This window comes from Bacillus sp. ABP14 (assembly GCF_001831375.1).
Taxonomy (GTDB): Bacteria; Bacillota; Bacilli; order Bacillales; family Bacillaceae_G; genus Bacillus_A; species Bacillus_A paranthracis.
On the sequence record NZ_CP017016.1, the window covers coordinates 4923711 to 4949022 of the forward strand.

At 38.9% G+C, this 25312-nt stretch carries 28 protein-coding genes; 1 reads left to right on the forward strand and 27 read right to left on the reverse strand.

Annotation, left to right across the window (positions count from 1 at the left end):
- Nucleotides 1-14: 14 nt before the first annotated feature.
- From BGI23_RS25750 to nuoA, 13 genes are all read right to left on the reverse strand, one after another.
- Nucleotides 15-719, reverse strand: a complete 705-nt coding sequence (locus BGI23_RS25750; protein ID WP_000767902.1) for a YwmB family TATA-box binding protein — start codon at nt 717-719, stop codon at nt 15-17.
- A gap of 51 nt (nt 720-770) precedes the next feature.
- On the reverse strand, nt 771-1007 hold the full coding sequence (locus tag BGI23_RS25755) for a DUF1146 family protein (protein ID WP_000940742.1): 237 nt from the start codon (nt 1005-1007) through the stop codon (nt 771-773).
- A 212-nt stretch (nt 1008-1219) separates the two neighbouring features.
- Nucleotides 1220-2734, reverse strand: a complete 1515-nt coding sequence (gene nuoN, locus BGI23_RS25760; protein ID WP_070807337.1) for an NADH-quinone oxidoreductase subunit NuoN — start codon at nt 2732-2734, stop codon at nt 1220-1222.
- A 7-nt stretch (nt 2735-2741) separates the two neighbouring features.
- Entirely contained in the window at nt 2742-4244 is a 1503-nt protein-coding gene (locus BGI23_RS25765) for an NADH-quinone oxidoreductase subunit M (protein WP_070807221.1), read from the reverse strand.
- Nucleotides 4241-6103, reverse strand: coding sequence for an NADH-quinone oxidoreductase subunit L (nuoL, locus tag BGI23_RS25770; RefSeq protein ID WP_070807222.1), 1863 nt, complete (start codon nt 6101-6103; stop codon nt 4241-4243). Before nuoL ends, BGI23_RS25765 begins: the two co-directional genes overlap by 4 nt.
- A gap of 29 nt (nt 6104-6132) precedes the next feature.
- The gene (nuoK, locus tag BGI23_RS25775; protein WP_000100078.1) at nt 6133-6447 is read right to left on the reverse strand and encodes an NADH-quinone oxidoreductase subunit NuoK; all 315 of its coding nucleotides are present in this window, start codon (nt 6445-6447) and stop codon (nt 6133-6135) included.
- Nucleotides 6440-6964 (reverse strand): NADH-quinone oxidoreductase subunit J, encoded by a 525-nt coding sequence (locus BGI23_RS25780; RefSeq protein ID WP_001012806.1) that lies wholly within the window; start codon nt 6962-6964, stop codon nt 6440-6442. The genes nuoK and BGI23_RS25780 overlap by 8 nt, the downstream gene beginning before the upstream one ends.
- Nucleotides 6961-7380, reverse strand: coding sequence for an NADH-quinone oxidoreductase subunit NuoI (gene nuoI / locus BGI23_RS25785; RefSeq protein WP_000677191.1), 420 nt, complete (start codon nt 7378-7380; stop codon nt 6961-6963). Before nuoI ends, BGI23_RS25780 begins: the two co-directional genes overlap by 4 nt.
- 25 nt (nt 7381-7405) lie before the next feature.
- Nucleotides 7406-8407, reverse strand: coding sequence for an NADH-quinone oxidoreductase subunit NuoH (gene nuoH / locus BGI23_RS25790; RefSeq protein WP_000573430.1), 1002 nt, complete (start codon nt 8405-8407; stop codon nt 7406-7408).
- Nucleotides 8407-9507, reverse strand: a complete 1101-nt coding sequence (gene nuoD / locus BGI23_RS25795) for an NADH-quinone oxidoreductase subunit NuoD (protein ID WP_000621448.1) — start codon at nt 9505-9507, stop codon at nt 8407-8409. The genes nuoH and nuoD overlap by 1 nt, the downstream gene beginning before the upstream one ends.
- A gap of 4 nt (nt 9508-9511) precedes the next feature.
- Complete coding sequence (locus BGI23_RS25800) at nt 9512-10669, reverse strand: NADH-quinone oxidoreductase subunit C (RefSeq protein WP_070807223.1); 1158 nt, start codon at nt 10667-10669, stop codon at nt 9512-9514.
- Entirely contained in the window at nt 10666-11184 is a 519-nt protein-coding gene (nuoB, locus tag BGI23_RS25805) for an NADH-quinone oxidoreductase subunit NuoB (protein WP_000236331.1), read from the reverse strand. Before nuoB ends, BGI23_RS25800 begins: the two co-directional genes overlap by 4 nt.
- A complete protein-coding gene (gene nuoA, locus BGI23_RS25810; protein ID WP_016718997.1) occupies nt 11175-11543 on the reverse strand; it encodes an NADH-quinone oxidoreductase subunit NuoA in 369 nt (122 codons plus the stop codon). The genes nuoB and nuoA overlap by 10 nt, the downstream gene beginning before the upstream one ends.
- Before the next feature lie 268 nt (nt 11544-11811).
- Between nuoA and BGI23_RS25815 the strand changes: the two genes are divergently transcribed.
- Entirely contained in the window at nt 11812-14541 is a 2730-nt protein-coding gene (locus BGI23_RS25815) for a putative bifunctional diguanylate cyclase/phosphodiesterase (RefSeq protein WP_070807224.1), read from the forward strand.
- A 50-nt stretch (nt 14542-14591) separates the two neighbouring features.
- Here BGI23_RS25815 and BGI23_RS25820 read toward each other — a convergent pair whose 3' ends face one another.
- The 14 genes from BGI23_RS25820 to upp form a co-directional block, all read right to left on the reverse strand.
- Nucleotides 14592-15245, reverse strand: a complete 654-nt coding sequence (locus BGI23_RS25820) for a DUF975 family protein (protein ID WP_000622476.1) — start codon at nt 15243-15245, stop codon at nt 14592-14594.
- Between the two features lie 49 nt (nt 15246-15294).
- Complete coding sequence (locus tag BGI23_RS25825; RefSeq protein WP_070807225.1) at nt 15295-16080, reverse strand: DUF975 family protein; 786 nt, start codon at nt 16078-16080, stop codon at nt 15295-15297.
- A 130-nt stretch (nt 16081-16210) separates the two neighbouring features.
- The gene (gene atpC / locus BGI23_RS25830) at nt 16211-16612 is read right to left on the reverse strand and encodes a F0F1 ATP synthase subunit epsilon (RefSeq protein ID WP_000847211.1); all 402 of its coding nucleotides are present in this window, start codon (nt 16610-16612) and stop codon (nt 16211-16213) included.
- A 20-nt stretch (nt 16613-16632) separates the two neighbouring features.
- Nucleotides 16633-18039, reverse strand: a complete 1407-nt coding sequence (gene atpD / locus BGI23_RS25835) for a F0F1 ATP synthase subunit beta (RefSeq protein ID WP_001032592.1) — start codon at nt 18037-18039, stop codon at nt 16633-16635.
- A gap of 363 nt (nt 18040-18402) precedes the next feature.
- Nucleotides 18403-19263 (reverse strand): F0F1 ATP synthase subunit gamma, encoded by an 861-nt coding sequence (atpG, locus tag BGI23_RS25840; protein WP_000157696.1) that lies wholly within the window; start codon nt 19261-19263, stop codon nt 18403-18405.
- Between the two features lie 412 nt (nt 19264-19675).
- Nucleotides 19676-21184 carry a F0F1 ATP synthase subunit alpha gene (gene atpA / locus BGI23_RS25845; protein WP_000027518.1) on the reverse strand — a complete coding sequence of 503 codons (1509 nt, stop codon included), beginning with the start codon at nt 21182-21184 and terminating at the stop codon, nt 19676-19678.
- 11 nt (nt 21185-21195) lie between these two features.
- A complete protein-coding gene (atpH, locus tag BGI23_RS25850) occupies nt 21196-21738 on the reverse strand; it encodes a F0F1 ATP synthase subunit delta (RefSeq protein ID WP_000064683.1) in 543 nt (180 codons plus the stop codon).
- On the reverse strand, nt 21735-22241 hold the full coding sequence (gene atpF, locus BGI23_RS25855) for a F0F1 ATP synthase subunit B (RefSeq protein ID WP_001142620.1): 507 nt from the start codon (nt 22239-22241) through the stop codon (nt 21735-21737). The genes atpH and atpF overlap by 4 nt, the downstream gene beginning before the upstream one ends.
- A gap of 129 nt (nt 22242-22370) precedes the next feature.
- Nucleotides 22371-22589, reverse strand: coding sequence for a F0F1 ATP synthase subunit C (gene atpE / locus BGI23_RS25860; RefSeq protein WP_000052064.1), 219 nt, complete (start codon nt 22587-22589; stop codon nt 22371-22373).
- A 56-nt stretch (nt 22590-22645) separates the two neighbouring features.
- Nucleotides 22646-23365, reverse strand: coding sequence for a F0F1 ATP synthase subunit A (gene atpB / locus BGI23_RS25865; RefSeq protein WP_000399869.1), 720 nt, complete (start codon nt 23363-23365; stop codon nt 22646-22648).
- Between the two features lie 7 nt (nt 23366-23372).
- Nucleotides 23373-23765, reverse strand: a complete 393-nt coding sequence (locus BGI23_RS25870; protein WP_000567600.1) for an ATP synthase subunit I — start codon at nt 23763-23765, stop codon at nt 23373-23375.
- Nucleotides 23765-23989: an AtpZ/AtpI family protein gene (locus tag BGI23_RS25875; RefSeq protein WP_001171223.1), complete on the reverse strand. Its 225-nt coding sequence runs from the start codon at nt 23987-23989 to the stop codon at nt 23765-23767. The genes BGI23_RS25870 and BGI23_RS25875 overlap by 1 nt, the downstream gene beginning before the upstream one ends.
- Nucleotides 23990-24015: 26 nt before the next feature.
- A complete protein-coding gene (locus BGI23_RS25880) occupies nt 24016-24129 on the reverse strand; it encodes a DUF4024 domain-containing protein (protein WP_000232961.1) in 114 nt (37 codons plus the stop codon).
- A 378-nt stretch (nt 24130-24507) separates the two neighbouring features.
- Nucleotides 24508-25137 carry a uracil phosphoribosyltransferase gene (upp, locus tag BGI23_RS25885; protein ID WP_000517539.1) on the reverse strand — a complete coding sequence of 210 codons (630 nt, stop codon included), beginning with the start codon at nt 25135-25137 and terminating at the stop codon, nt 24508-24510.
- Nucleotides 25138-25312: the final 175 nt, after the last annotated feature.

Consider the following 25312-nt stretch of genomic DNA (forward strand, 5'->3'; position numbering starts at 1 on the left):
CAGTATCTATTCACTCAATACTCAGAAGTTATGATCGGTGTGCCAACCACAATTGTATCTTTGTTGTCTGTAGAACGTATTGCTATTTGCACATTTATTTTCTCTCTATTTGTTGAAAGAGCGTCATCCCACTTTTTATTGTATGCGGAGACTGACACAAATGCTCTTTCTTCTATCTGTTCGATCGCTCTTGCTGAAAGATCTTTCAAAACCTGATTGGTTTTATTTTGCAAAACACCTTCAATCTTATCATTCAGTACACCTTGAACACAAGTGTAAATTATAGGTTTTTCACTAAAAATTTTATTCGTTTTCTGAATATACTTCGGGTCCCATTTTGCCCCGCTTACTTCAAAGATAATGAAAGTGTTTTCTTTAGTATTTTCCTTACTCCAAGTTACTACTACTCGTTCTTCATAGGAAGAAAATTTTTTATAGGATGTAGCTTTATATCCATCTGGAGATTGCTCTAATTCCCACTTTTGAATATTCGCCTTATCCTTCACATCGTTTAACAACTTTTGAAACGTATGTATATTAGAAATTGTTTTTGTTTCTCGTGCTAACCATGACCATTTCTCTACTTTAGCATCATTTTTCTCTACAGCTGCGATCATGTTCTCCATCTTCTGTTCATCGCTTATCGGTTTCATCTCTCTATATCCAACCAAAAATAAAACAACACTAAGTGCAACAATAAGAATGGCTTTAAGCTTCAATTTCATCCCCTCCTATCCCCATTGTTAACGGAGATTTGAGGTTCTATACACTTACTTTACTAAATACGTTAAACTCTTTGAATAGCCTAAATAATCAAGGAAAAAGTTACTTACAGATGTCCCAATTGCAATTGTAATTAAGATGAGTAATACTCTCGTCTGCATCACCTTTCCAGGCTTCATTAAACGCTCAATGTGAATACCTTGTAAGGCCCACCACGTAATGGTAATAAACAATAAATGCGAAACGATGGCAATCAGTGCTTGTTGCCCTAAAAGATGTGCCAAAAAACCGACTCCTTTTTACCCAGCTACTACTTACGAAATACTATAAAAACGATACCATAATAAGTAGGAGCCACACTTTTTCAAATACAAATAAGCATCTTACATTTTACATCGTAATTTTCTCTTTAAAAGCGTATACTTATATGCATTTTCAATCGTAGTTCACACAAAATAAAAAGCGCAGAGTAACGACTCCACACCTTTTATTTTCACTATTGTACCACGTTCCCTAAGAAGAAGAAATCTTTCATTAATGGAAAATATTCATAAAAGAAATTGTACCCAACCATCGGCATAATCCCTAGTATTACAATTGAAATTGCGCAAAGGCTCATCACAACCTTTATATTGAGTGGCAAACGAATTTTCTCTTCTACTTCTCCTGTACGGAAAAACATTTGCTGTAAAATACGGAAATAATATACGAATGAAATGACTGTCGTCCCCATCATAATAGAAGCTAGTACGTAATGAGCTGGCTCTACATGAAGGGCCCCTAAAAAGATGTTAATTTTCCCAATGAAACCAGCTGTTCCTGGTATCCCCGCTAGCGATAAAATAAAAATCGTCATCACGATCGCTGTAAATGGCGACCTTTTATATAATCCAGTGAAAATGGTCATATTTTCTTTGTCGCTTTGTAAGATTAAGCCGTGGATAATTGCAAACGCGCCTATATTCATAAGCATATATGCAAGCATGTAAAACCACATGCTATCCATCGTAAATGGCGATAATGCTACAAGCGGTACGAGTAAATATCCTGCATGCGCGATGCCTGAATAAGCAAATAAGCGTTTTACGTTATATTGCTTTAATGCGACTACATTTCCAATAATCATCGTAATACTAGCTAGCACAGCGATGTATATGCTCATACGTCCGTATAAAGATTGCATGTCTCCTTGCACCGATACACTTGCAAAAACCATGAGGAACAGACGGATAATGAGTAAGAACCCAGCAATTTTAGAAATCGTTCCAAGAAAAGCAGTAACAGGTGTAGCCGCTCCCTCATACACATCAGGCGCCCACATATGAAACGGCACTGTAGCAATTTTGAATGAGAGCCCAACGAGTAATAGTAGAAATGCAAGAGCTAGCAATAATTGAATGCCACCAGCCAGTTCCCCAGCAAATACCTTTTGTATATCCACAATATTAGTTGATCCTGTAATGCCGTATAAATAACTCATTCCAAAGAGCGTAATTGCCGTTCCAATTCCTCCATTAATGACATATTTCATTGCTGCCTCATTTGATGCACGGTTCTTTTTTCGTATTCCTACTAAAATGTAGGAAGAAAGTGAAAGCAATTCTAAACCGACGAAAAGTGTAATGAAATCAACGCTAGAAGCCATAAACATCGCCCCAAGGAGCGCCATTAAAAATAAGTAATAATATTCTCCCTTATCTTCAATTGGATTTTTCTTATCATCGCTCATTGCGATGCATAAAATGAGGGCAGCACCGCCTAACAACAACGTTTTAAATCCTTTTGAAAATCCATCTAACACAAACGATCCATTTAAAATATCTCCTGCTGATTCGCTATATAGCGTAATTAGTGACACGATTGCTAATACGACCGCCGCGATGGCACCAAGCGCTACGTATCTATGGTTCAGCTTAAAAAACAAATCACATATGGAAAGAAGGATGGCAGCTCCGAGAATAATGAATTCTGGCACCATGAGATGCCATGATAAGCTAAGTAACGTATTCATATCCATCCTACTTCACCCCCAGTGTTTTCAATGTATTTTGAAGCGGATCCCCTAGTATTTCTGGCATTACTCCAATTGCAATAATGCAGAAGATAAGTAGCAAAATCGGGACATACTCCCATCCGTGTATATCAGCTTTCGCTTCCCACTCTTTCTCACCGAATGTTACTTGCAGTGTTGCTCTTAATACATATACAGCGGTTAAAATGATGCCAAGTACTCCGGCCGCAGCAATAACTGGCTCTCCTTGGAATAAACCGAGAAAGGCAAGAAATTCGCTAACAAATCCGGACATCCCCGGCAATCCAAGCGATGCCATTCCTCCCGCTAAGAAGAATCCGCTAAGTACCGGTACACTTTTTGCAAGTCCGCCAAGTGCTGTAATATCCGACGTTCCAAAGCGCTGTTCTATAACACCAAGTAAAAAAAAGAGTAAAGCTGCAATTAAACCGTGCGAAACAACTTGGAATAGAGCGCCTTGTGTACCTGGTGCATTTAACGCCCCAAGGCCCATTAATACAATACCCATATGTGAAATACTAGAGTAAGCAAGCACCTTCCGGAAGTCCGTTTGAATGAGCGCCAAGAAGGCTCCGTACAATAAATTGATGACTCCTAAAATCGCAATGAGCGTTGCAACCTCGCGAAAGTATTCCGGGAATAGTCCCTGTCCGAAGCGGATTATACCGTATGCTCCAATCTTCAGTAAAACACCTGCATGAAGCATAACAACAGCCGGATGTGATTCAATATGTACATTGACCATCCAGCGATGTAACGGGAAAACGGGTAGTTTAATTGCAAAAGCGATCATTATGCTAAGAAACAAGCCGAACTGTAAGCTACTTGAGACAGCCATTCCTCCCCCAGTACCTACACTCGTTAATATTTCTTTAAGCTCTGTAATATTGGTTGTACCTGTTTTCGCAAATAAAACCGAGAAAACGATAAGCAAAATAGCGGAGCCAATACCGTTATATATTAAATAACTATAAGCAGCCTTTTCACTCGACAATTTCCCCCACTTCCCAATTAATAAAAACATCGGTGGCAATGTAATTTCAAAGAAGATAAAGAACAACATTAAATTTTGAGCAGCGAAGACACCGAGCATCCCTATTTCTAACATGAGTAACAGCATATAAAATGCTTTCAAATTCCTTTTAATCGTAAATGCTGCAATTGCTGCAAGCATCGCTAGAAGGGCCGTCAGTACCATCATAACGAGCGATAAACCATCAATACCAAGCTCGTAATAAATGGAAAACCAACTTTTATCCACCGCTGCAAAATCCCCAAATTTAATCCATTTCACTTTTTCATCAAATAGAGACAAACTCTTTCCGGAAGCATATGTACAAGCGAGGACGATAGCCATTCCGAATGGAAGCACCGTTCCAAATAAACCGAGCGCTCGCACTGTACGTGATTCTTTTTTCGGTGTTAATGTAAGTAAGAGAATTCCTAAAAGCGGGGAAAAAATGAAGAACGTTAATAACAAATCATTCATCGTAAATCCCCTCCCGTATAGAGCAAAATAATGAAGAGTACTGCAAGTGAAACAGCTGTTACAGTCCCGTACACTTGTACATTTCCGCTTTGGAGTCTAGAGCCAATTGCACTTATCCCTTTCACTAAACTCCCTATTAAAACAGCAATTCCTTCGACTACATACAATTCAAATAGGCGAAGCACATGAGCGAGTCCTTTCGTAATAGGAAGCACCGTCATATTATATAGTTCATCCACATAATATTTTTCTTTCAAAAGTTTATAAAGAGGCGAGTCCTCGCCACCAGCCCAATCTCTAGCAATAGATTTCTTGCCATATATGCCATATGCAAGAGCAATCCCTGTCAAAGAAACGAGCGTCGCAACAATCATAATCCAAACTGGCCCGTGCGCCTCTCGCACTTTAAACGCTACATCTTTCGTAAGCCAATCTCCGAGAAACGTTCCAAACCACGGTGTATTTATATAGCCTGCCACGACTGCAAGAACGCCAAGGACAATCATCGGATACGTCATGATGCGGGGCGATTCATGCACATCTTCCTTCGTCTTCGCTTTCCCCATAAAGACAAGAAAGTATAGGCGGAACATGTAGAATGCTGTTAGGAATGCTGCAAGTATCGCTAAGACGAATAAAACGTAATTGCCGTTCATCCAAGCTGCCGCTAAAATTTCATCTTTACTAAAGAAACCGGAAAGGAGTGGCACACCACTAATTGCAAGTGTACCGATTAAAAATAGTGCACCTGTTACTTTCATCTTCTTCTGTAAACCGCCCATTTTATTAATATTTTGCGTATGCACTGCATGAATGACACTTCCTGCTGCCAAAAATAGTAGCGCTTTAAAAAAGGCATGTGTCGTTAAATGGAACACACCTGCTACATAACCAGCAGATCCTAGTGCAAGCATCATATACCCGAGCTGGCTAACTGTAGAATAAGCAAGTACTCTCTTTATATCCGTTTGTACAAGACCGATGGAAGCTGCAAAGATTGCAGTGAAGGCTCCAACAATTGCTACCGTCTGCATCGCCACCGCACTTGCTGAAAATAACGGAAACATCGTTGCCACTAAATATACGCCAGCTGCGACCATCGTCGCCGCATGAATAAGTGCCGAAACAGGCGTCGGTCCTTCCATCGCATCCGGTAACCACGTATGAAGCGGGAACTGACCTGATTTCCCCATTGCACCAATAAAAATTAATATCGCTGTTATTGTAATCATCGTAGAGGTAAGATCCCCAGTATGAATCGCTCTAAAAATTGCGTCATATTCAAAACTACCTGCATGCCAGAAAATTAAGATCATCCCAATAAATAAACCGACATCGCCAATACGTGTCATAATAAAAGCTTTTTTCGCAGCAGCCTTCGCTTCTTCTTTAAAGAAATAAAAACCGATGAGTAAGAACGAACCAAGGCCGACTAACTCCCAAAATATATAAAGCTGTAATAAATTCGGTGATATAACAAGCCCGAGCATCGCAAATGTAAAGAGCCCTAAATAAGCATAAAAGGTTGGTAATCTTTCCTCACCTTTCATATAACCTTTCGAATACACATGTACAAGTAAACTCACAAGGGTAACGATAAACAGCATTAAAGCCCCTAATGCTGTCACTTCAAAGCCAAATGATATATCAATATCTCCAGCTCTAAGCCATACCCACTTATGCTTCACTGGTACTGTCGTAAATCTTTCTATTAATACAAGTACCGCAAATATAAAGGAGAGAAAGACGAAGAAAATACTAAGTACACTGCTTCCTTCTCTAATTTTCTTCCCGAATATAATTAATAACAAAAACGAAACAAGCGGGAAAAGCGGTATGAGCCATGCATAATCGATCATTGTTTCCTTCCCCCTTTTCGGTCACAATGTTACCCTTTAAGCGTATCCATTTCATCTACATGAACTGTCGTACGATTACGATATAAAGCAATTAAAATGGCGAGTCCTACCGCCGCCTCCGCTGCTGCTACGGCCATCGTAAACAGAGAGAAAATTTGCCCTGTTAAATTTGGGAACAAACCTAATTTACTAAACGCTACTAAATTTAAATTGGCTGCGTTCAGCATTAATTCAATACAAACTAATACAATTACTGTATTGCGCTTCGTTAAAGCTCCAAACAAACCGATGCAAAATAAAATAATCGCAAGCGTTAAATACGCAGAAGCAGGAACGCTACTCATTGGAATCCTCCTCTTTCTCATCCTTCTTCGCAAGAATAATTGCGCCAACAAGTGCTACAAGTAAAATAACTGAGGTTAGCTCAAATGGAATAATATATTTTGAATAGAGAAGTGTACCGATTTGAAGTGTGTTTTTTTCATGGAGAGGTAAACTTCCTTGTGTGCTTTCATTTGCAAAATCAATATTGTTAACAGCGAAATACATAACTGCCCCAAATGCTACAACCGCAAAGAAGATAATCCATTTTCGAAGAGTAAGACGTGATTCATTTTCTGCGTTATGTTTCGTTAACATAATGCCAAAAATCATAATAATTGTGATCGCACCCGAGTAAAGTAAAATTTGTGCAACCCCGATAAATTCAGCTGATAAAAGAAAGTACAAACCTGCAATGCTGAGAAATGTTAGAACGAGAGCTAGCATCATATGCATGACCTTCGTTACATTCAACATAAGAACACCGCCGATAATTGCAGACAAGGATAGTATAAAGAATGCTATAAACTCGCCATTCATGCTTTATTCTCCTTCCTGACGTTTTCGTCGTTTTCATCAAGCCACTGCAAATTTTTGAATAAGTCATCCCGTGAATATTCCGCGAGTTCAAAGTTATTTGTCATAACGATCGCTTCTGTCGGACAAACTTCTGTACATAAATCACAAAGAATACAAATTTCAAAATTAATATCGTACGTGTCGATAATTTTTCCTTTTTTCGTAGGATCCGGATGTTTTTTCCCCGTTAACTGAATACAGTCTGTCGGACAAATATTGGAGCACTGGTTACAAACAATACACTTTTCTGGATAAAATTTTTGAATCCCTCGAAACCGGTCTGGCAATGGCAACGGTTGATTCGGATAATCATACGTCACTTTCTTTTTACTCAAATTGCTTAATGTATATTTTAGTCCTTTAAATAGTCCTTTCATCTCTTACTGGCACCCCCCTCATAGATTAGAAGAATAACTCCTTAATCAATGCCGTTAAGAAAATATTTGCAAGTGCAATTGGCAATAATACTTTCCAGCCAAACTCCATTAACTGGTCACCTCTTATACGTGGAAACGTAACGCGGAACCAAATTAATAGAAAGACTACACTGCTAAACTTTAAAGCAAACCATACGGCACCTGGGATGAATCCAAGGAACATAACTGGATTCCATCCGCCTAAAAAGAGCACAGTAATTAAGGATGCCATCCCGAAGAAATATACGTACTCTGAAAGCATGAAAAACGCCCAGCGAAACCCTGAGTATTCCGTATGATATCCAGAAACAAGTTCCGATTCTGCTTCTGGTAAATCAAACGGCGTCCTATTTAACTCTGCTACCGCCGCGATTAAAAATACGACGAAACCGATTGGTTGCACGAAAATGTACCAAACATTTTCCTGCGCTGCTACGATTTCATTTAAATTTAGGCTACCAGCTAACAAAACGATCCCAATTACACTCATTACGAGCGGAATTTCATAAGAAATCATTTGCGCCGCCGCACGCATCCCCCCTAAAAGGGAATATTTATTATTCGATGCCCATCCTCCGGTTACGACGCCAATCGTCGTAATGCCAGAAACAGCAATGTAATACAGTAAGCCTACGCCAATATCTGCGAACTGAAATTTATCAGTAAACGGGATGACTGCAAGCACCATAAATGCTGGTGCGAACGCAATGACAGGTGCTAATATAAACAACGGTTTATCTGCCGCCTTCGGAATACTATCTTCTTTCAATAATAGTTTTAAAACATCGGCTACCGTTTGCAACAGACCAAACCGGCCCCCGACTTGGTTTGGCCCAATCCGCCCTTGCATAAAACCCATCACTTTCCGTTCTGCCAAAATACCATATGTAACGAAGCCAAGGACTGCAAATAATAGCAGCACCGCTAATCCGAAAAAAATGAAGAAATTCGTCCAGCTAGAAGGTGATTGTAAGAGCGTTTCAATCATCAGCCATCAACCTCCCCAAGTACAATATCCACTCCGCCTAAAATCGTAATTAAATTGGCGATGTTTTCACCTTTCAATAACTTCGGTAAAATTTGCAAATTGTAAAAAGACGGTCTGCGAAACTTCAAGCGGTATGGCTCTTTCTTTCCGTCACTAGCAATATAGCAACCAATCTCTCCTCGCGGCGACTCTATACGGACGAATGCTTCCCCTTTAGGAGCCTTAATAATCTTCGGTACTTTCGCAAGTACTGCTCCTTCTTTCGGGAATTGCTGGACAGCTTGCTCGACAATTTTTAACGACTCCTCAATTTCCTTCATGCGGCAAACGTAGCGATCCCAAGCATCCCCCACACTCCCAACAGGAATATCGAAATCAAAACGGTCGTAAATGGAGTACGGTTCATCCTTGCGAAGATCCCAATTTACTCCGGTGCACCTCAAATTCGCTCCGCTTAAAGAATACGAAATTGCATCTTCTTCGCTATATATGCCAACGCCTTTTACACGATTTAAGAAAATCTCATTGCCACTAACGAGATCATGATAACCCGCCAATTGCTCTCTCATATACGGAACAAATTCTTCCACTTTTTCAATCCAACCGTCCGGCGCATCCCACTTTACACCGCCGACTCTCATATAGTTAAAAGTAAGCCGGGCACCGCATAATTCGTTTAATAAATTAATAATCATCTCTCGCTCACGGAACGCGTATAAAAACGGGCTGACCGCTCCTATATCGAGAAGATTTGTCCCCCACCAAACGAGATGACTCGCAATCCTTCCAAGTTCCATTGCAAGTACTCGCAAGTATTCAGCTCGCTCTGGGATTTCAAGCCCCATCATCGTCTCTACAGCGTGGCAAATGACGTAATTATTCGTCATAGCCGATAAATAGTCCATCCGATCTGTATAAGGGATAATTTGCGTATACTGTAAGCTCTCTGCGATCTTTTCGGTCCCGCGATGCAAATATCCAATAACCGGTGTAGCTTCTTTAATAATTTCCCCGTCAATTTTAATAACAAGCCTGAACACACCGTGTGTACTCGGATGCTGAGGACCTACATTCAAAAGCATTTCTTCCGTACGGATCATTTAGCTACACCTCCACATCATACGGTTCATAATCTTTTCTAAGCGGATGTCCTATCCAATCATCGGGCATTAAAATACGCGATAAATTCGGATGTCCCTTAAATACAATGCCGAGCAAATCATACGCTTCCCGCTCTGGCCAGTCTGCCCCTTTCCAAAGCGCTGTCACCGATTCTACTTGCGGCGCTTCCCTATCCAGCTTCACCTTTACCGCTACTGACTGTTTCTTTCCATATGAAAATAAATGAACATACACTTCCATATGTGTCACAAAATCCGTCGCATGTAACTCTGACATATAATCAAATGCAAGTACCTCATGGGATCGCAGTAACTTCATTACTTCATAATATTTTGATGGCTCCACTACAAGAGTTGGTACATCTTTGGAAAGTTTATTAATGTAGCAATCTACTAAAGCATCCTCTCCTACTTTTCCCTTAATAACTTCAACATACTGATTTAAATACGGTTGATTCACGGATGGCTCTTCCTGCTTCGCTTCCTCTTCCTTCTTATCTTCAGCACCCTTCGTCTTCGCCCTTGCAGCCGCTACCGCTTTTGCCTTCGCTGCTGCAATTGCCTTCGCCTTTTCATCTCCCGAATCCCCATCACCTTGCGAAGCTTTCTGCTTTGCTAGCGCCGCTGCTTTTGCCTTTGCGGCCGCAACAGCCTTCGCTTTCGCCTTGGCCTTTTCCTCTTCCGTCACTTCTTCTGTTCCTTCTCTTTTTTGCTTCGCTAACGCCGCCGCTTTCACTTTTGCGGCCGCTGCTGCCTTCGCTTTCGCCTTGGCCTTTTCCTCTTCCGTCACTTCTTCTGTTCCTTCTCTTTTTTGCTTCGCTAACGCCGCTGCTTTCGCTTTTGCGGCTGCTGCTGCCTTCGCCTTTGCTTTGGCCTTTTCTTCTTCTGTTACCTCTTCTGTTTCTTCCCTTTTTTGCTTCGCTAACGCCGCTGCTTTTGCGGCCGCTGCTGCACGACGTTTCGCTTCTTCCAAATTCATTCCATCATTTTTTGGTAGCGCTTTCTCTTTTTCTTGATTTTCTTCTTCAAGTTTACTTATTTCTACATCATGTTTCGCAACGAGACGCTTTCTCGCCTCTTCTTTCGCACGCCTAGCCGCTTCTCTTTTCAAATCCTCTAAATCTTTGTTTGGATCACTCATTTATTCGTCACCTGCTTCCCAGTCTTTGCCTCGTAACGAATTTTTTCTTTTAATTTATTAATGCCATAAATTAAAGCAGCGGGATTTGGTGGGCAACCAGGGATATACACGTCAACTGGTACAATTTGATCTACACCTTTTACAACAGCATATGAATTTACATACGGGCCCCCTGCTGTCGCACAAGATCCCATTGCAATAACCCATTTTGGTTCCGGCATTTGATCATATAAGCGCCGAACAATAGGAGCCATCTTCTTCGTTACCGTTCCCGATACAATCATAACGTCCGATTGCCTTGGTGAAGTCCGAAAAAATGACCCAAATCGATCTAAATCATAATGTGATGAACCTACTCCCATCATTTCAATTGCGCAACATGCCAGTCCGAATGTCATTGGCCATAAAGAATTACTTCGCGCCCATCCCTTCAACTGTTCCAATGTAGAAAAAAAGATATTTCGTTCTAATTCCGCTCGCTCATTTGGATGTAATTCCTCAAAATTTATAACCATTGTAACACCTTCTTTTTCCAAGCATACGCTAACCCAACTAGCAACATTACAACAAAGATGAACATTTCAATCAATGCAAATAAACCGAGCTTGTCATATGCAACAGCCCATGGATATAAAAATAAAGTTTCTACATCAAAGATGACAAACAATAAAGCAAAAATATAGTAACGAGCATGAAACCGAATATTTGCATCATGAAAAGGCTCAATCCCACTCTCATACGTCGTCGCTTTCGCTGCACTTGGTTTATTTGGGCGCAGCATCCTTCCTAATGTAAGAGCCACTACCGGAAGCAATATGCCTAATAGCAAGAAAATCAAAACGATCATATAACTATTTTCATATACACTTGCCATTGTGAAACCCTCCCCCCTAAATTAAGAACAAGTTCACTTAGTAAACAATATGTCCTAGTTGCAGTAATTATTATTTTTAAATTTTTCTAAATAATGCAACTATTTTAATCATTATAGCAAACTTCAAATTCCTATGTCGATATGTTGGGGACAGAAACGAGAATTATTAAAATCTATTTTTATAACTGGCTATACCTGTGCAAAATAAGTATAGAAACTATAAAAAATAAAAAGAGGAATTTATATGTATATACCGTGGGTGAGATAAATGAAAAAACAAACACATGTAAGCATTCTTATAAGCATTATATTGTTATCTATAATGATTCATTACGTGACAATGCCTTTTCTATATGAATACTCATTTCCTTTTCAAATATTAATTGGTATGAGTACATTATTCATTGATATTATCGCTTGTAGTTATATACTTTATTTTTCAAACTTGAAAGAAGGGTTACCTCGTTTATTTTGGACCATTTTATGTGTTGGAACCCTCTCTTATTTCATTGGTGATATCGTAGTTGCCTATCAACGTTTAATTTTAAAGGACTACTATACATTCGTTGATCCGTCTGATTTTTTTTATCTACTTTTTTTAATTAGCTTTGCATTTGCCTTTCTATATGAAATCATTTATAACCGAGATTTATTAGAAAAGCTTTTTATGATATGTGATATTTGCATTATTGTTACAGCACAGTTCACTTTAAGTTACTACTTACTTATTGAACGAACCATTCACGTTTCTTCAACATCCTATATCGACATATTTGTTCAACTTACCTATCCAATGACCGATTTACTCTTTTTTCTCATAGGAATTAACCTTTTATTCAAACCACTTTCCTTATTACCGAAAAAAGTTGGTGCGCTCCTTGGTAGTGCTTTAATTTTGTATGCGACTACAGATGCGATTTATGCTTATATCAAATACTTCACACCCGAATATTCTATGTTTACAATTACTCCTCTCTATCAAGTAACTTTAGTGCTAGTAGCAATCGCCTGTATTCTTCATACAAAAGAACCTGAAAGACAAGAACAAGTGCTATTAACACCTAAACTTGGGGAATCGATCAGATTATCATTACCTTATATTTCTGTCGTAATGCTTATTGTTTTCATATTAGTCGAATATGTTTTCGCGCCTATTGTAGTAATTGGGCTTATGATAACTTTCTCCTTCGTTCTCATACGCCATAGTTTAGTTCGAAAACAAAATAAAATATTATTATTAGCCCAAATGCAATTCAACTCAGAACTCGAAAAACAAATTGAACTGCGTACAGAAGATTTAGTAGAACAAAAAAATGAACTATATCATAACCAACAAATGTTTAAATCTTTATACGAGCATCATCCAGATCCAATCTTCACATTAGATTTATACGGTAATTTTCTTAAAGTGAATAACGCTGGTACGACTTTACTCGGTTATCAAACGAATGAATTATTAAATCAGCCTTACTATTCACTTACGTATGAAGAAGATTTGGAAGAAATCATTAATGCCTTTCATCGCGTAAAAAAGGGGAAATCTATTTCTTTAGAAATACGGGCATATCATAAAAATAGAGATATTTACTACTTGCATGTGACAGCTGTTCCTATCTTTTTAAAGGATCATATTTCTGGAGTGTATTTAATGATTAAAGATATTACGGAAAGCAAACAACAACAAGAACAAATTAACTTTCTAGCATATCATGATACACTAACAGAGCTTGCAAATCGACGTGCATTTCATCAATATGTAGAACAAGCAATTGCGCGATCCAAAATATCAAAAATGCCTTTTGCTGTTATGTTTCTTGACCTAGATCGCTTTAAAGTTATTAACGATACCCTCGGTCATAGGGTAGGAGACCTTCTATTAATTGCAGTAGCAAAAAGACTCGAAAGTATAGCGACAACAAATATGAAGCTTGCCCGATTAGCTGGAGATGAGTTCACAATCCTTATCGAAAATTATAAAAAGAGGCCAGATGTAAAAAAAATAGCTGATACAATTGTAGCAGCCATGAACGAACCATTCGAAATTGAAAATCAACATTTACAAATCTCACCGAGCATCGGGATAGCCATATACCCTGAAGCAGGTGAAGATCCATTATCGATTTTACAGCATGCTGATATGGCCATGTACGAAGCAAAAAATAAAGGGAAAAATGGTAGCTCTCTGTACACGAAAGAATTGTATAAAAAAATGGAACGAAAAGCTCGAATTGAAAAAGATTTACCACTCGCTTTAGTAAACGAAGAATTTTATCTTGTCTATCAACCACAAATTGATATTACTACGAAAAAGATCATTGGTGCTGAAGCATTACTACGCTGGAAACACCCACTCCTTGGTGACATTCCGCCATGTGAGTTCATTCCAATTGTAGAGGAGACTCCTCAAGTCATTCCACTTGGTCATTGGGTATTAAATGAATCTTGTCGTCAGCTAAAAATATGGCATACTTTTGGCTACAAAGATTTAAAAATAAGTGTTAACTTATCAGCTAAAGAGTTCCAGCAAAATAATTTAATCGAGAACATTTTACAAATAATAACAGACGTTAAAGTCGATCCAAAAGATGTAACACTTGAATTAACAGAACGAATTGCAATGATCGATGAAAAGGAAACGTTATCCAAGCTAAAACAATTAAAGGAATATGGTATTCAAACGTCCATCGATGACTTCGGAACCGGCTATTCTTCTCTTGCTTATTTATCCATTTTCCCTATTGATACATTAAAAGTACCGAGAGAATTTACACAACTCGCCGATCATCGCCCTGAAGAAAGGGCCATCGTTTCCACTATCCTTTCTCTTGCAAATACGTTAAACCTATCTGTCGTTGCTGAAGGAATTGAAACAGAAAAACAACTTAAATTTCTACAAAAGAATAACTGTAAATATATGCAAGGTTACTATTTCAGTAAACCACTTACTAGTCATCAATTTATAAAATTTCTACAAAAAACCCCCAGTATGAATCAATAACTCATACTGGGGGGGTTATAAAACGAATCATCAATGTGGGATGCCCCACTTTATAGTGTCGGAATTGTTTTCTCGTAATATTCCTCTGCAATCTCTTCATAAAAGGCTGCTGACGTCGTATAAAAATATGGAATTAGCCATAAGAATCCAATCCCGAGTGTAATACAACTTAATATAAACCAACCAATAAAGCTCAAACATAAAATGAAATACTCCATCTTATGCCCATCCATCATACGACGGCTTTCTGTAATCGCTTGATTTATAGAATACTCAGGGTGATCATTTATTATAAAGTACGTCATCGCATAAGAAAATGATTTAATAATGCCTGGAATAATGAACAGTAACGTCCATAAGAAAAGATAAAGATTTACTAATAAATATAATAAAAATGACTTTAAAAATCTCTTTCCCTCTGAAAACCAAATGAACACATTACCGATACTAGCTTGCTTTTCACGAAGGATATTTAAAGCAAGATAATATCCACCTAAAGTTAAAGGCCCAGTAACAAAAAATGTAATGATATTTATTGAAATTGAATTTTTCGTTTCTTTCCAATCAAAAATTGAAGAAAATACCCACTCAATACTAAAACTAAAGGTCGTAAGAAGAATCGAAATCAGTAATGTTGCCCCGACAGCTAAGCCCCATTTCCCTTCTAATGAATCCAGTGCTTCTCCTTTTAAATCACTAATCATGTTTAGCCTCGCCTCCTATACACAATAATTCTATTAGTATAGCATACTCCTACTGCAATTCACCCTTTGAAATGTAGCGATAAAAATGCGCTGTCGTTGTACTCACATACGGACTAAGCCATAGAAAACCTATTCCAAGTGTAAAAATCGCTAAAATAGCCCACCCTATAAAGCTTAACCATAAAAGAAATAGATCTAATTTATGCCCCTTCATCAGATTCTTACTTTCTTTCATTGCTTGCGAAACACTATACTCTGGATTTTCAACCATAACATAGTACGTCATTGCATAAGAAAAGTACATCACAATCATCCCAACGATTGAAATAGCTAATAGTACAAAGAAAGCAATAGCAAACGACGTATTTCCTTCTTCACCCAAAAATGCAAATAAGGCTACTAGCAACATCGGAATCCATGTACCTGTATATAATAAAATCGCAAGCATTGCCCACATTGTTTTCATCATTCTTTTAAAGCCACGAAATCCTTCGAATAAGTGATCTACTTTAGCACCTTCTCGTTTACTAATCTGTAAAAATACATTTGTATAACCGTATGATGTAATCCCATACGATGCGTTACTCAAAATTATCATAATGCAATAAAAAATCCCGAATGTAACACCTGCTCCGATTGACATTGTTTCCTCTTCAAGTGAACCTGTTAAACCAGCAAATGAGAAAAATATAATAATTCCTGGAATTAAAAGTATAAGCATTGCAGCCATTGAAACAACATAACTTAAAATAAAATATAAAATCGTTGATCCAACACCTAGTCCCCATTTTCCTTTTAAAGAGTGCAATGCTTCTCGTTTCATTTCACCGATCATTTCTTCATCCCCTTTATAAATTGTTGTACATTCTCTACTTATACGAGCACTGATGTAATTATACCATTTTTGTAAAATTATCCATAAAATCTATAAAAAAATTCGTAAAGGCAAAGCCTTTACGAATTTTTTATTTCATATCGGAAACGTTTAAACGGTTCACAGCACGTTGTAATGCCATTTCTGCACGTTTAAAGTCAACATGTGCTTGTTTATCTTGCAAACGTTGCTCCGCACGACGCTTCGCTTCATTTGCACGATGGATATCGATATGGTTTGCTTCTTCAGCAGATGATGATAATACAGTTACTTTATCTGGACGAACTTCGATAAAGCCACCACTTACTGCTACATAATCAGTGTGTCCACCATTTTTCAGACGAACTGCACTAATTTTTAATGGTGCAACAGTTGGAATGTGACCTGGTAAAATCCCCATTTCCCCACTCTCTGCTTTTACACTTACCATTTCTACTTCTTTTTCGTAAACCGGTCCATCAGGAGTTACAATACTGACTGGAAATGTCTTCATACTTCGTCCCTCCTAAGGCCTTACGCCATCATTTTCTTCGCGTTTTCAATAACTTCTTCAATGCCACCAACTAAGCGGAATGCATCTTCTGGAAGGTCATCATATTTTCCTTCTAGAATTTCTTTGAAACCACGAACTGTGTCTTTTACAGGTACGTAAGAACCTTTTTGACCTGTAAACTGCTCCGCTACGTGGAAGTTTTGAGATAAGAAGAATTGAATACGACGAGCACGATGTACAACTAACTTATCTTCTTCAGATAACTCATCCATACCTAAGATAGCAATGATATCTTGAAGCTCTTTGTAACGTTGTAAAGTTTGCTGTACTTGACGAGCCACTTCATAATGCTCTTCTCCTACGATTTCTGGAGAAAGTGCACGAGATGTAGATGCTAATGGATCTACGGCTGGGTAAATACCCATTTGTGTTAAACGACGCTCTAAGTTTGTTGTTGCATCTAAGTGAGCGAACGTTGTAGCTGGTGCTGGGTCAGTATAGTCATCGGCTGGTACATATACCGCTTGGATAGACGTGATAGACCCTTTATTTGTAGATGTAATACGCTCTTGTAATTGACCCATTTCTGTTGCAAGTGTTGGTTGGTAACCTACCGCAGATGGCATACGGCCAAGAAGGGCAGATACTTCAGAACCTGCTTGCGTGAAACGGAAGATATTATCGATGAACAGAAGTACGTCTTGTCCTTGCTCATCACGGAAATATTCAGCCATTGTTAAGCCTGTTAATGCAACACGTTGACGTGCTCCAGGTGGCTCGTTCATTTGTCCGAATACCATCGCAGTTTTCTTAATTACGCCAGAATCGCTCATTTCGTGGTATAAGTCATTACCCTCACGAGTACGCTCACCTACACCAGCGAATACAGAGATACCACCGTGCTCTTGTGCGATGTTGTTGATTAACTCCTGAATTAATACTGTTTTACCTACACCGGCACCACCGAATAGACCGATCTTACCACCCTTAATGTAAGGAGCAAGTAAGTCTACTACTTTAATACCAGTTTCAAGAATTTCTACTTTAGTAGATAATTCTTCGAATGCAGGTGCTTGACGGTGAATTGGATCACGGCGTACATCCGAAGGAACCTCACCATCTAAGTCAATAGCATCACCTAATACGTTAAATACGCGACCAAGTGTTGCATCACCAACTGGTACAGAGATTGCTTTACCAGTATCTTCTACTTCTGTGCCACGAACAAGTCCATCTGTGGAAGACATCGCAACTGTACGAACTGTATCATCACCTAAATGAAGTGCAACTTCAAATGTTAAGTTAAGTTCACCGTTTTCGTTGCTCTGTTTTACCGTAAGGGCGTTGTAGATTTCTGGTAGCTTTCCGCCATCAAACTTAACGTCTACAACCGGACCCATGATTTGCGTAACGCGCCCTTTATTCATCGGGTTCCCTCCTAGCTTTCTTTTAATTAGCCAACTTTCTACGAGCAGCTATCTTTTCATTTTTTATTAGTTTATAGCTTACGCGACTCTGTTGAATGAGCCGCTTCCGCTTTTTATTGAATCTAGTTCCAGCGGCTAGAACAGTCGGTCATTTCGCGCCTTCCTACGAGGCAAAAAACGCCTCTTTGTCAGGAGCTCCAATGCCCTCCTGTTCTGGACGAGCCGCTTCCGCTTTTTATTGAATCTAGCTCCGGCGGTTAGAATGTTTGGTGGCTTCGCTTTTTCCTGCGAGGCACAAATCGCCTCTACGTCAAAAGCTTCATCCCCCTCTCATTCTGAACGAACCGCCTACGCTTTTTATTACTACTCTAACGCTGCTGCTCCACCAACGATTTCCGTAATTTCTTGCGTAATCGCTGCCTGACGCGCACGGTTGAATGAAAGTGTAAGTGAATCGATAACTTCCATTGCGTTGTCTGTAGCACTCTTCATTGCTGTCATACGCGCTGCGTGCTCACTTGCTTTACCGTCTAGTAATGCACCGTACACTAAGCTTTCTGCGTATTGTGGCAATAGTACTTTTAAAATTTCTTCTTCAGAAGGTTCGAATTCATAAGCTGTCGTCGGTTTATCAGACGCCACATCAGTAAGCGGTAAAATTTTATTTTCCGTTACTTCTTGTGAAATTTTACTTACGTAATGGTTGTAGTAAATATACAGCTCATCATAAGCACCATCTGCGAACATCGCAATTGCTCGAGAAGCAAGATCTTTAATATCAGTAAATGATGGGTGGTCAGATAATCCAACTACTTCATCAATGATGTTAAAACCGCGACGTTTTAAATAATCACGTCCTAGTCGTCCAAGCACAATAATTGAATATTGGTTTGAATCCATATTATGACGTTCACGAATTACGTTACTTACTGTACGTAATACGTTACTGTTATAACCACCTGCTAGTCCGCGATCAGATGTAATAACGATGTATCCTGTACGCTTTACAGGACGCGCATTTAGCATTGGATGATTAATTCCTTTACTTCCTTGCGCAATGCTCGCTACTACTTCTTGAATCTTTTCCATATACGGAACGAAAGATTTAGCATTTTGCTCTGCACGGTTTAACTTAGATGCAGATACCATCTCCATCGCTTTCGTAATTTGACTCGTTTTCTTTGTCGAGTTAATCTTCGCTTTTATATCGCGTAAAGATGCCACAGGTTTTCACCACCTTTTTTCCGGAAGTTGGCACGATTAGTAAGAATTCTCTTCCTAATCTACGTTGCAAGATATTCTTGCTCATGATTGAAGGAAAAGAATAGGTGCACCTACTCTTTTCCTTTACATAACCGTCAGCAATCTCAGAAATTGAGATGCCTTATATATACTATCTAGCTCCAGCGGCTTGAATGCTCGGTGGCTTCACTTCTTCCTACGAGGCAAACACCGCCTCTTCGTCAGAAGTTCCATCCCCCTCACATTCAGAACGAGCCGCTTCCGCTTTTATTAATCTAGTTCCGCCTCCTAGCCCCTTTCGTCTAAGAACCTTCCCCACCAGAAGGTAAAAAGCACCTTCTGTGGGAAAGAACCTTAGCCGATGGGGCTGAACAGTCGGCTTCACTTTTTATTATTATTCAGAAGCTACGAATACTTTTTTAAATCCGTTAATTGCTGCTGCAAATTTGTCGTCATCCGCAAGTTTCTTAGTTGTGCGGATTTCTTCTAATAAGTCAGTCGCATTAGAATCTAACCAAGCATGGAATTCTTCTTCGAAACGAGTGATATCTACTACTGGGATATCATCTAGGAATCCACGTGTTAAAGCGTAAAGAATGATAACTTGTTTCTCTACACGTAACGGTTTGTGTAATCCTTGTTTTAATACCTCAACAGTACGAGCACCACGGTTTAGTTTCGCTTGAGTTGCTTTATCTAGGTCAGAACCGAACTGAGCGAACGCTTCTAACTCACGGTAAGATGCAAGGTCAAGACGAAGTGTACCTGATACTTTACTCATTGCTTTAATCTGAGCAGATCCACCTACACGAGATACAGAAGTACCCGCATCGATCGCTGGACGTACGCCAGAGAAGAATAGGTCAGATTGTAAGAAGATTTGTCCATCCGTAATTGAGATTACGTTTGTTGGGATGTAAGCTGATACGTCCCCTGCTTGTGTTTCGATGAAAGGTAGTGCAGTTAAAGAACCGCCGCCTTTTGCATCACTTAATTTTGCTGCACGCTCTAATAAGCGAGAATGTAAGTAGAATACATCCCCTGGGTAAGCTTCACGACCTGGAGGACGACGTAATAGTAATGACAGCTCACGGTAAGCTGCTGCTTGTTTTGATAAGTCATCATATACTACTAATACGTGTTTACCATTGTACATGAACTCTTCACCCATTGTTACACCAGCGTAAGGAGCTAGGTATAATAATGGAGCTGGTTGAGAAGCAGATGCAGTTACAACGATTGTGTACTCTAATGCACCATGCTTACGTAGTGTTTCTACTACGTTACGTACAGTTGATTCTTTTTGTCCGATAGCTACGTAAATACAAATCATATCTTCATCTTTTTGGTTAATGATTGTATCTAGTGCAACTGCTGTTTTACCTGTTTGACGGTCACCGATGATTAACTCACGTTGACCACGGCCAATTGGTACAAGAGCGTCAATCGCTTTAATACCTGTTTGAAGTGGCTCATGAACAGATTTACGATCCATTACACCTGGTGCTGGACTTTCGATTGGACGAGTGTTTGTTGTATTGATTGGGCCTAAACCATCAACTGGTTGACCTAATGGGTTTACAACACGACCAATTAGTTCTTTTCCTACTGGTACTTGCATGATGCGACCAGTACGACGAACTTCGTCACCTTCACGGATTTCTGTGTAAGGTCCTAAAATGATAATACCTACGTTGTTTTCCTCTAAATTTTGTGCTAGTCCCATAACGCCGTTAGAGAACTCTACAAGTTCACCAGCCATAACGTTATCAAGACCATGAGCACGCGCGATACCGTCACCAACTTGGATAACTGTACCAACATCACTAACTTCGATTTCAGACTGATAGTTCTCGATTTGTTGCTTTATCAGTGCGCTAATTTCTTCAGCTCTGATGCTCATGTGCTTCACCCCTATCTATTCTTCATTAATTCACGCTGAATACGTGCTAATTTTCCTTGTAAACTTCCGTCATAAATGCGATTTCCAATACGTACTTTAATGCCGCCTAGTAAATCTTCATCTACAACATTTTTTACGCGAATTGCATCTTTTCCTGTTCTCTTTGCAAATGCTTCTGCAATGTTAAGCTTCTCTTCTTCTGATAGAAGACGAGTAGAATATACAGTTGCGTCCGCTACGTTACGTTCTTCATTAGCAAGAACAACGTATTCATCTGCAATTTCAGGTAAGATATCAATGCGTTTGTTATCAATTAAAATATATAACGTATTTAAAATAGATTCAGAAACAGATCCGAATACGTTTGCAAGAAACGTTTTCTTTTGTTCCTTTGAAATGTTCGGTTGCGTTAAAAAGCTATGTAGTTCTCCGTTCTTTACATAAACGTTTTGTACAAGGCGTAATTCCTCTTCAAACATTTCTAATACGTGTTTTTCTTTAGCAATTTTAAAAAGAGCGACAGCATAACGTTTTGCTACAATCCCATTGCTCATCGCGCTTCTCCTACTTCTTTAATATAATCGCGAATTAACTTCACTTGATCTTCTTCTTTTAATTCTTTTTCAATTACTTTAGAAGCAATTTGAACAGATAAAGAAGCAACTTGTTCTTGTAAAGCAGCAATCGCTTGCTCTTTTTCGCGTTGAATTTCTTGTACAGCAGATGCTTTAATTGATTCTGCTTCTTCTTTCGCAGCAGCAACAATTGCATCCTTTTGATCATCGGCTTGCTTTTTCGCTCTTTCGATTAACTCTTGTGCTTCAACACGTGATTGTTTTAACATCTCACGTTGTTCTTCTACTAATTTCTTCGCTTCAGCATTATTCTTTTCTGCAGCGTCGATTTCATTATTAACGTGCTCTTCACGTTCTTTCATAATTCCCATCAAAGGACCCCACGCGAATTTGCGTAGCATTACTAATAAAACTAAGAACACAAATAGTGTATAAGCAATCGTTCCAAATGGAATGGCAGCTCCTAATAATAAAGTTGGCACAAGGATTCACTCCCTTCGAGATTTCTAAATTGACTATATGAAAAAAAAAGACATATATTTTGTTCATAAAGCAATGGCGAAGAAAGTTCGGAAAAACACTCTTCGCCATCTATGTAAGGGGAGTCTCCCTTATTTGTTCATTACGATGAATGCAATAACTACACCGATAATTGGAAGTGCCTCAACTAATGCAACCCCGATGAACATAATTGTTTGAAGTGCGCCTTTTAGTTCTGGTTGACGAGCAACACCTTCGATTGTACGTGATACGATAAGACCGTTACCAATACCTGCACCTAATGCTGATAAACCAATTGCAATTGCAGCTGCGATTACACCTAAACTCATTTAATTTGTCCTCCTTTTTATTATAAAAAAATAAATTTTTTCTTACTTAAATTATATTAATGGTCATGACTTACTTTATGAGCCATATAAACCATCGTTAACATTACGAAAATAAATGCCTGGATTGAACCAACGAATACACTGAATCCCATCCATGCTAACATCGGTACAAGTGCACCTAATGCTCCAAGGAATGATGCTCCGCCTAATTTAGCAAGTAATCCTAATAGAATCTCACCTGCATAAATGTTACCGAATAAACGAAGACCTAACGTTAATGTGTTAGCAAATTCCTCAATAACCTTTAATGGGAATAAGAATTTCATAGGTTGGAAATAACCTTTAATGTATTCTTTCGTACCCTTCATCTTAATTCCATAGTAATGGGTGAGGGTAACTACCATCACGGCTAATGTTAATGTAACTGCTGGATCAGACGTTGGTGATCTCCACCATGCAATATGTTCACCAGCCTCAGTTGCTGAGTACATGAATGGTAAACCGAGCATATTTGATACGAAGATAAACATAATAAGCGTAACGCCAAGCGTTAAGAAGCGCCCACCTGTTTTCCAATCCATTGTGCTATTAATAATTCCTCTCACGAAGTCCAGAACCCACTCAAAGAAATTTTGCATTCCTGTTGGGCGAAGAGCTAAGCTTCGAGTTCCAATAACAGCGATTAAGAAAACAATAACTGCTGCTACAGTAACCATCATAACTGATGACAAATCGAACGTTAAACCTAGAAATTCAACTAATTTACCGTGTTCCACTAGTAATTCACCTCTCTTCCCTGCTCTTATACTCTAAATAAAGAAAATCTATGATCATGACAAGGTATCCTGTCAGCAATCCTACACCTAAGCCCCACATCGCAATTAACTCTTGATATTTGGCTGCAAATAAAATTAATAACCCAATCGTGGCGAATCTTGAATATGTACTTACCGCTGTCGCCTTAAACTTCACGTTTTCTCCATTTGTCACGCGATCCAACAGCTTGTCTGTCCTACGTGCAATGATGCGCAAACTAAGAAAACTGAAAATCGTCCCGATAATCAGTCCAAGAAATACATCCTTGTAAGAGGTGAATCCCCATCCTAGCACTAGAAGCGCAAGCAAGTAGTACATATATTTCTTTTGTCTTTGGACAAGTCCATGTACGTCTATCATCATTGCTCTCCCGAATAGTAATGTCGAATGAGTCGAATCATTGCGTATACCCCTGTTCCTAATCCGAGTAATAACCCTATAATAAGAAACAATGGAAACGTTCCAACCTTATTATCAATCCACTGCCCACCAAAGATCCCAACAAGAATAGAACCGACTAACTGAGCAAGAATACCTGACATTAAAGCATAAGCTTTTATATGGCTGCGATCGTTTTTTTGCAAGGATTCATCCCTCCAATATGTAACCCTCATTCACGATGTGTTAATAATAACTCATTTTTTTGCATAAATCCTATACAAAATAAAAAGTTTACATTTTCGTCACGGAATAGATGTATTTTTGTCACTGAAAGCCCTACCATCTATCCCCGTTGTTAGCATACAATAGGGTATTAACAGTGTCAACGAGAAATCGTAAAAAATCAAAAAATTTGAGTATTAGTCATTTCCTCCCAAAAATGAAAACGTTCCCCTTCTAAATACTGGTTAGAGATATGCAATTTCTAACAGTTTTCTCTTTATAATAGAAGGAAATGTTCACAAGTTTGTCACTATTATATTTTTACGATATAACGCTTTCCTTCCATAATATAGTGCTCTTTAGACGTAAGACTTCTATATTATATGTGATGTGTATGCAACTTATGTTGTATATACTATGTATATTTATCCTCTCCCCTCCCCTACTTGCTTACATCAAAAAAAGACGAGCTGAGGAATCCTCCTGCTCGTCAGTTGTCTTACTTCGTTCCGAATAAACGGTCACCAGCATCACCAAGACCTGGTACTACATATCCGTGGTCATTTAATTTCTCATCTAATGCTGCTACATAAATATCAACATCAGGATGTTCTTCTTGTACTACTTTTACTCCTTCTGGAGCTGCAACGATACACATTAATTTAATTTGTTTTGCACCGCGCTTTTTCAGAGAGTTAATTGCTTCAGCTGCAGAACCACCTGTTGCTAGCATCGGATCTAGTACGATAAAGTCACGCTCTTCTACATCCGTTGGAAGTTTCACATAGTATTCTACCGGTTGCAATGTTTTAGGGTCGCGGTATAAGCCAACGTGTCCTACTTTTGCTGCTGGAATTAATTTCAGAATTCCATCAACCATTCCTAAACCTGCACGTAAAATCGGAATTAAACCAAGTTTTTTACCAGCGATCACTTTTGTTGTCGCTTTGCTTACAGGAGTCTCAATTTCAATGTCTTTAAGTGGAAGGTCGCGAGTAATTTCAAAAGCCATTAAGCTTGCTACTTCGTCCACTAATTCACGAAAATCTTTCGTACCTGTATTCTTGTCGCGAATATATGTAATCTTATGTTGAATTAACGGGTGATCAAATACATACAGTTTTCCCATGTGAATCTCTCCTTTAGATGATATTCATGCGTTTGCACGCTTTTTTACACTATTTACGATTGTAAAGAAAACGCTACTAATATTCAAGGGCAAATTTGGAAAAGTCATGATTTCCGATGAATCTATCTAGTATCTTTACCAATTATGGGAGCTGTATCCTTCATTATATCGCCAA

Bases quoted from the DNA above. Each gene is read 5' to 3' on its own strand.
- nuoN (WP_070807337.1), bottom strand. From the start codon at position 2,734: ATGAATACGTTACTTAGCTTATCATGGCATCTCATGGTGCCAGAATTC.
- BGI23_RS25765 (WP_070807221.1), bottom strand. From the start codon at position 4,244: ATGAATGATTTGTTATTAACGTTCTTCATTTTTTCCCCGCTTTTAGGA.
- nuoL (WP_070807222.1), bottom strand. From the start codon at position 6,103: ATGATCGATTATGCATGGCTCATACCGCTTTTCCCGCTTGTTTCGTTT.
- nuoK (WP_000100078.1), bottom strand. From the start codon at position 6,447: ATGAGTAGCGTTCCTGCTTCTGCGTATTTAACGCTTGCGATTATTTTA.
- BGI23_RS25780 (WP_001012806.1), bottom strand. From the start codon at position 6,964: ATGAATGGCGAGTTTATAGCATTCTTTATACTATCCTTGTCTGCAATT.
- nuoI (WP_000677191.1), bottom strand. From the start codon at position 7,380: ATGAAAGGACTATTTAAAGGACTAAAATATACATTAAGCAATTTGAGT.
- nuoH (WP_000573430.1), bottom strand. From the start codon at position 8,407: ATGATTGAAACGCTCTTACAATCACCTTCTAGCTGGACGAATTTCTTC.
- nuoD (WP_000621448.1), bottom strand. From the start codon at position 9,507: ATGATCCGTACGGAAGAAATGCTTTTGAATGTAGGTCCTCAGCATCCG.
- BGI23_RS25800 (WP_070807223.1), bottom strand. From the start codon at position 10,669: ATGAGTGATCCAAACAAAGATTTAGAGGATTTGAAAAGAGAAGCGGCT.
- nuoB (WP_000236331.1), bottom strand. From the start codon at position 11,184: ATGGTTATAAATTTTGAGGAATTACATCCAAATGAGCGAGCGGAATTA.
- nuoA (WP_016718997.1), bottom strand. From the start codon at position 11,543: ATGGCAAGTGTATATGAAAATAGTTATATGATCGTTTTGATTTTCTTG.
- BGI23_RS25815 (WP_070807224.1), top strand. From the start codon at position 11,812: ATGAAAAAACAAACACATGTAAGCATTCTTATAAGCATTATATTGTTA.
- BGI23_RS25820 (WP_000622476.1), bottom strand. From the start codon at position 15,245: ATGATTAGTGATTTAAAAGGAGAAGCACTGGATTCATTAGAAGGGAAA.
- BGI23_RS25825 (WP_070807225.1), bottom strand. From the start codon at position 16,080: ATGATCGGTGAAATGAAACGAGAAGCATTGCACTCTTTAAAAGGAAAA.
- atpC (WP_000847211.1), bottom strand. From the start codon at position 16,612: ATGAAGACATTTCCAGTCAGTATTGTAACTCCTGATGGACCGGTTTAC.
- atpD (WP_001032592.1), bottom strand. From the start codon at position 18,039: ATGAATAAAGGGCGCGTTACGCAAATCATGGGTCCGGTTGTAGACGTT.
- atpA (WP_000027518.1), bottom strand. From the start codon at position 21,184: ATGAGCATCAGAGCTGAAGAAATTAGCGCACTGATAAAGCAACAAATC.
- atpH (WP_000064683.1), bottom strand. From the start codon at position 21,738: ATGAGCAATGGGATTGTAGCAAAACGTTATGCTGTCGCTCTTTTTAAA.
- atpE (WP_000052064.1), bottom strand. From the start codon at position 22,589: ATGAGTTTAGGTGTAATCGCAGCTGCAATTGCAATTGGTTTATCAGCA.
- BGI23_RS25870 (WP_000567600.1), bottom strand. From the start codon at position 23,765: ATGATAGACGTACATGGACTTGTCCAAAGACAAAAGAAATATATGTAC.
- BGI23_RS25880 (WP_000232961.1), bottom strand. From the start codon at position 24,129: ATGGTAGGGCTTTCAGTGACAAAAATACATCTATTCCGTGACGAAAAT.
- upp (WP_000517539.1), bottom strand. From the start codon at position 25,137: ATGGGAAAACTGTATGTATTTGATCACCCGTTAATTCAACATAAGATT.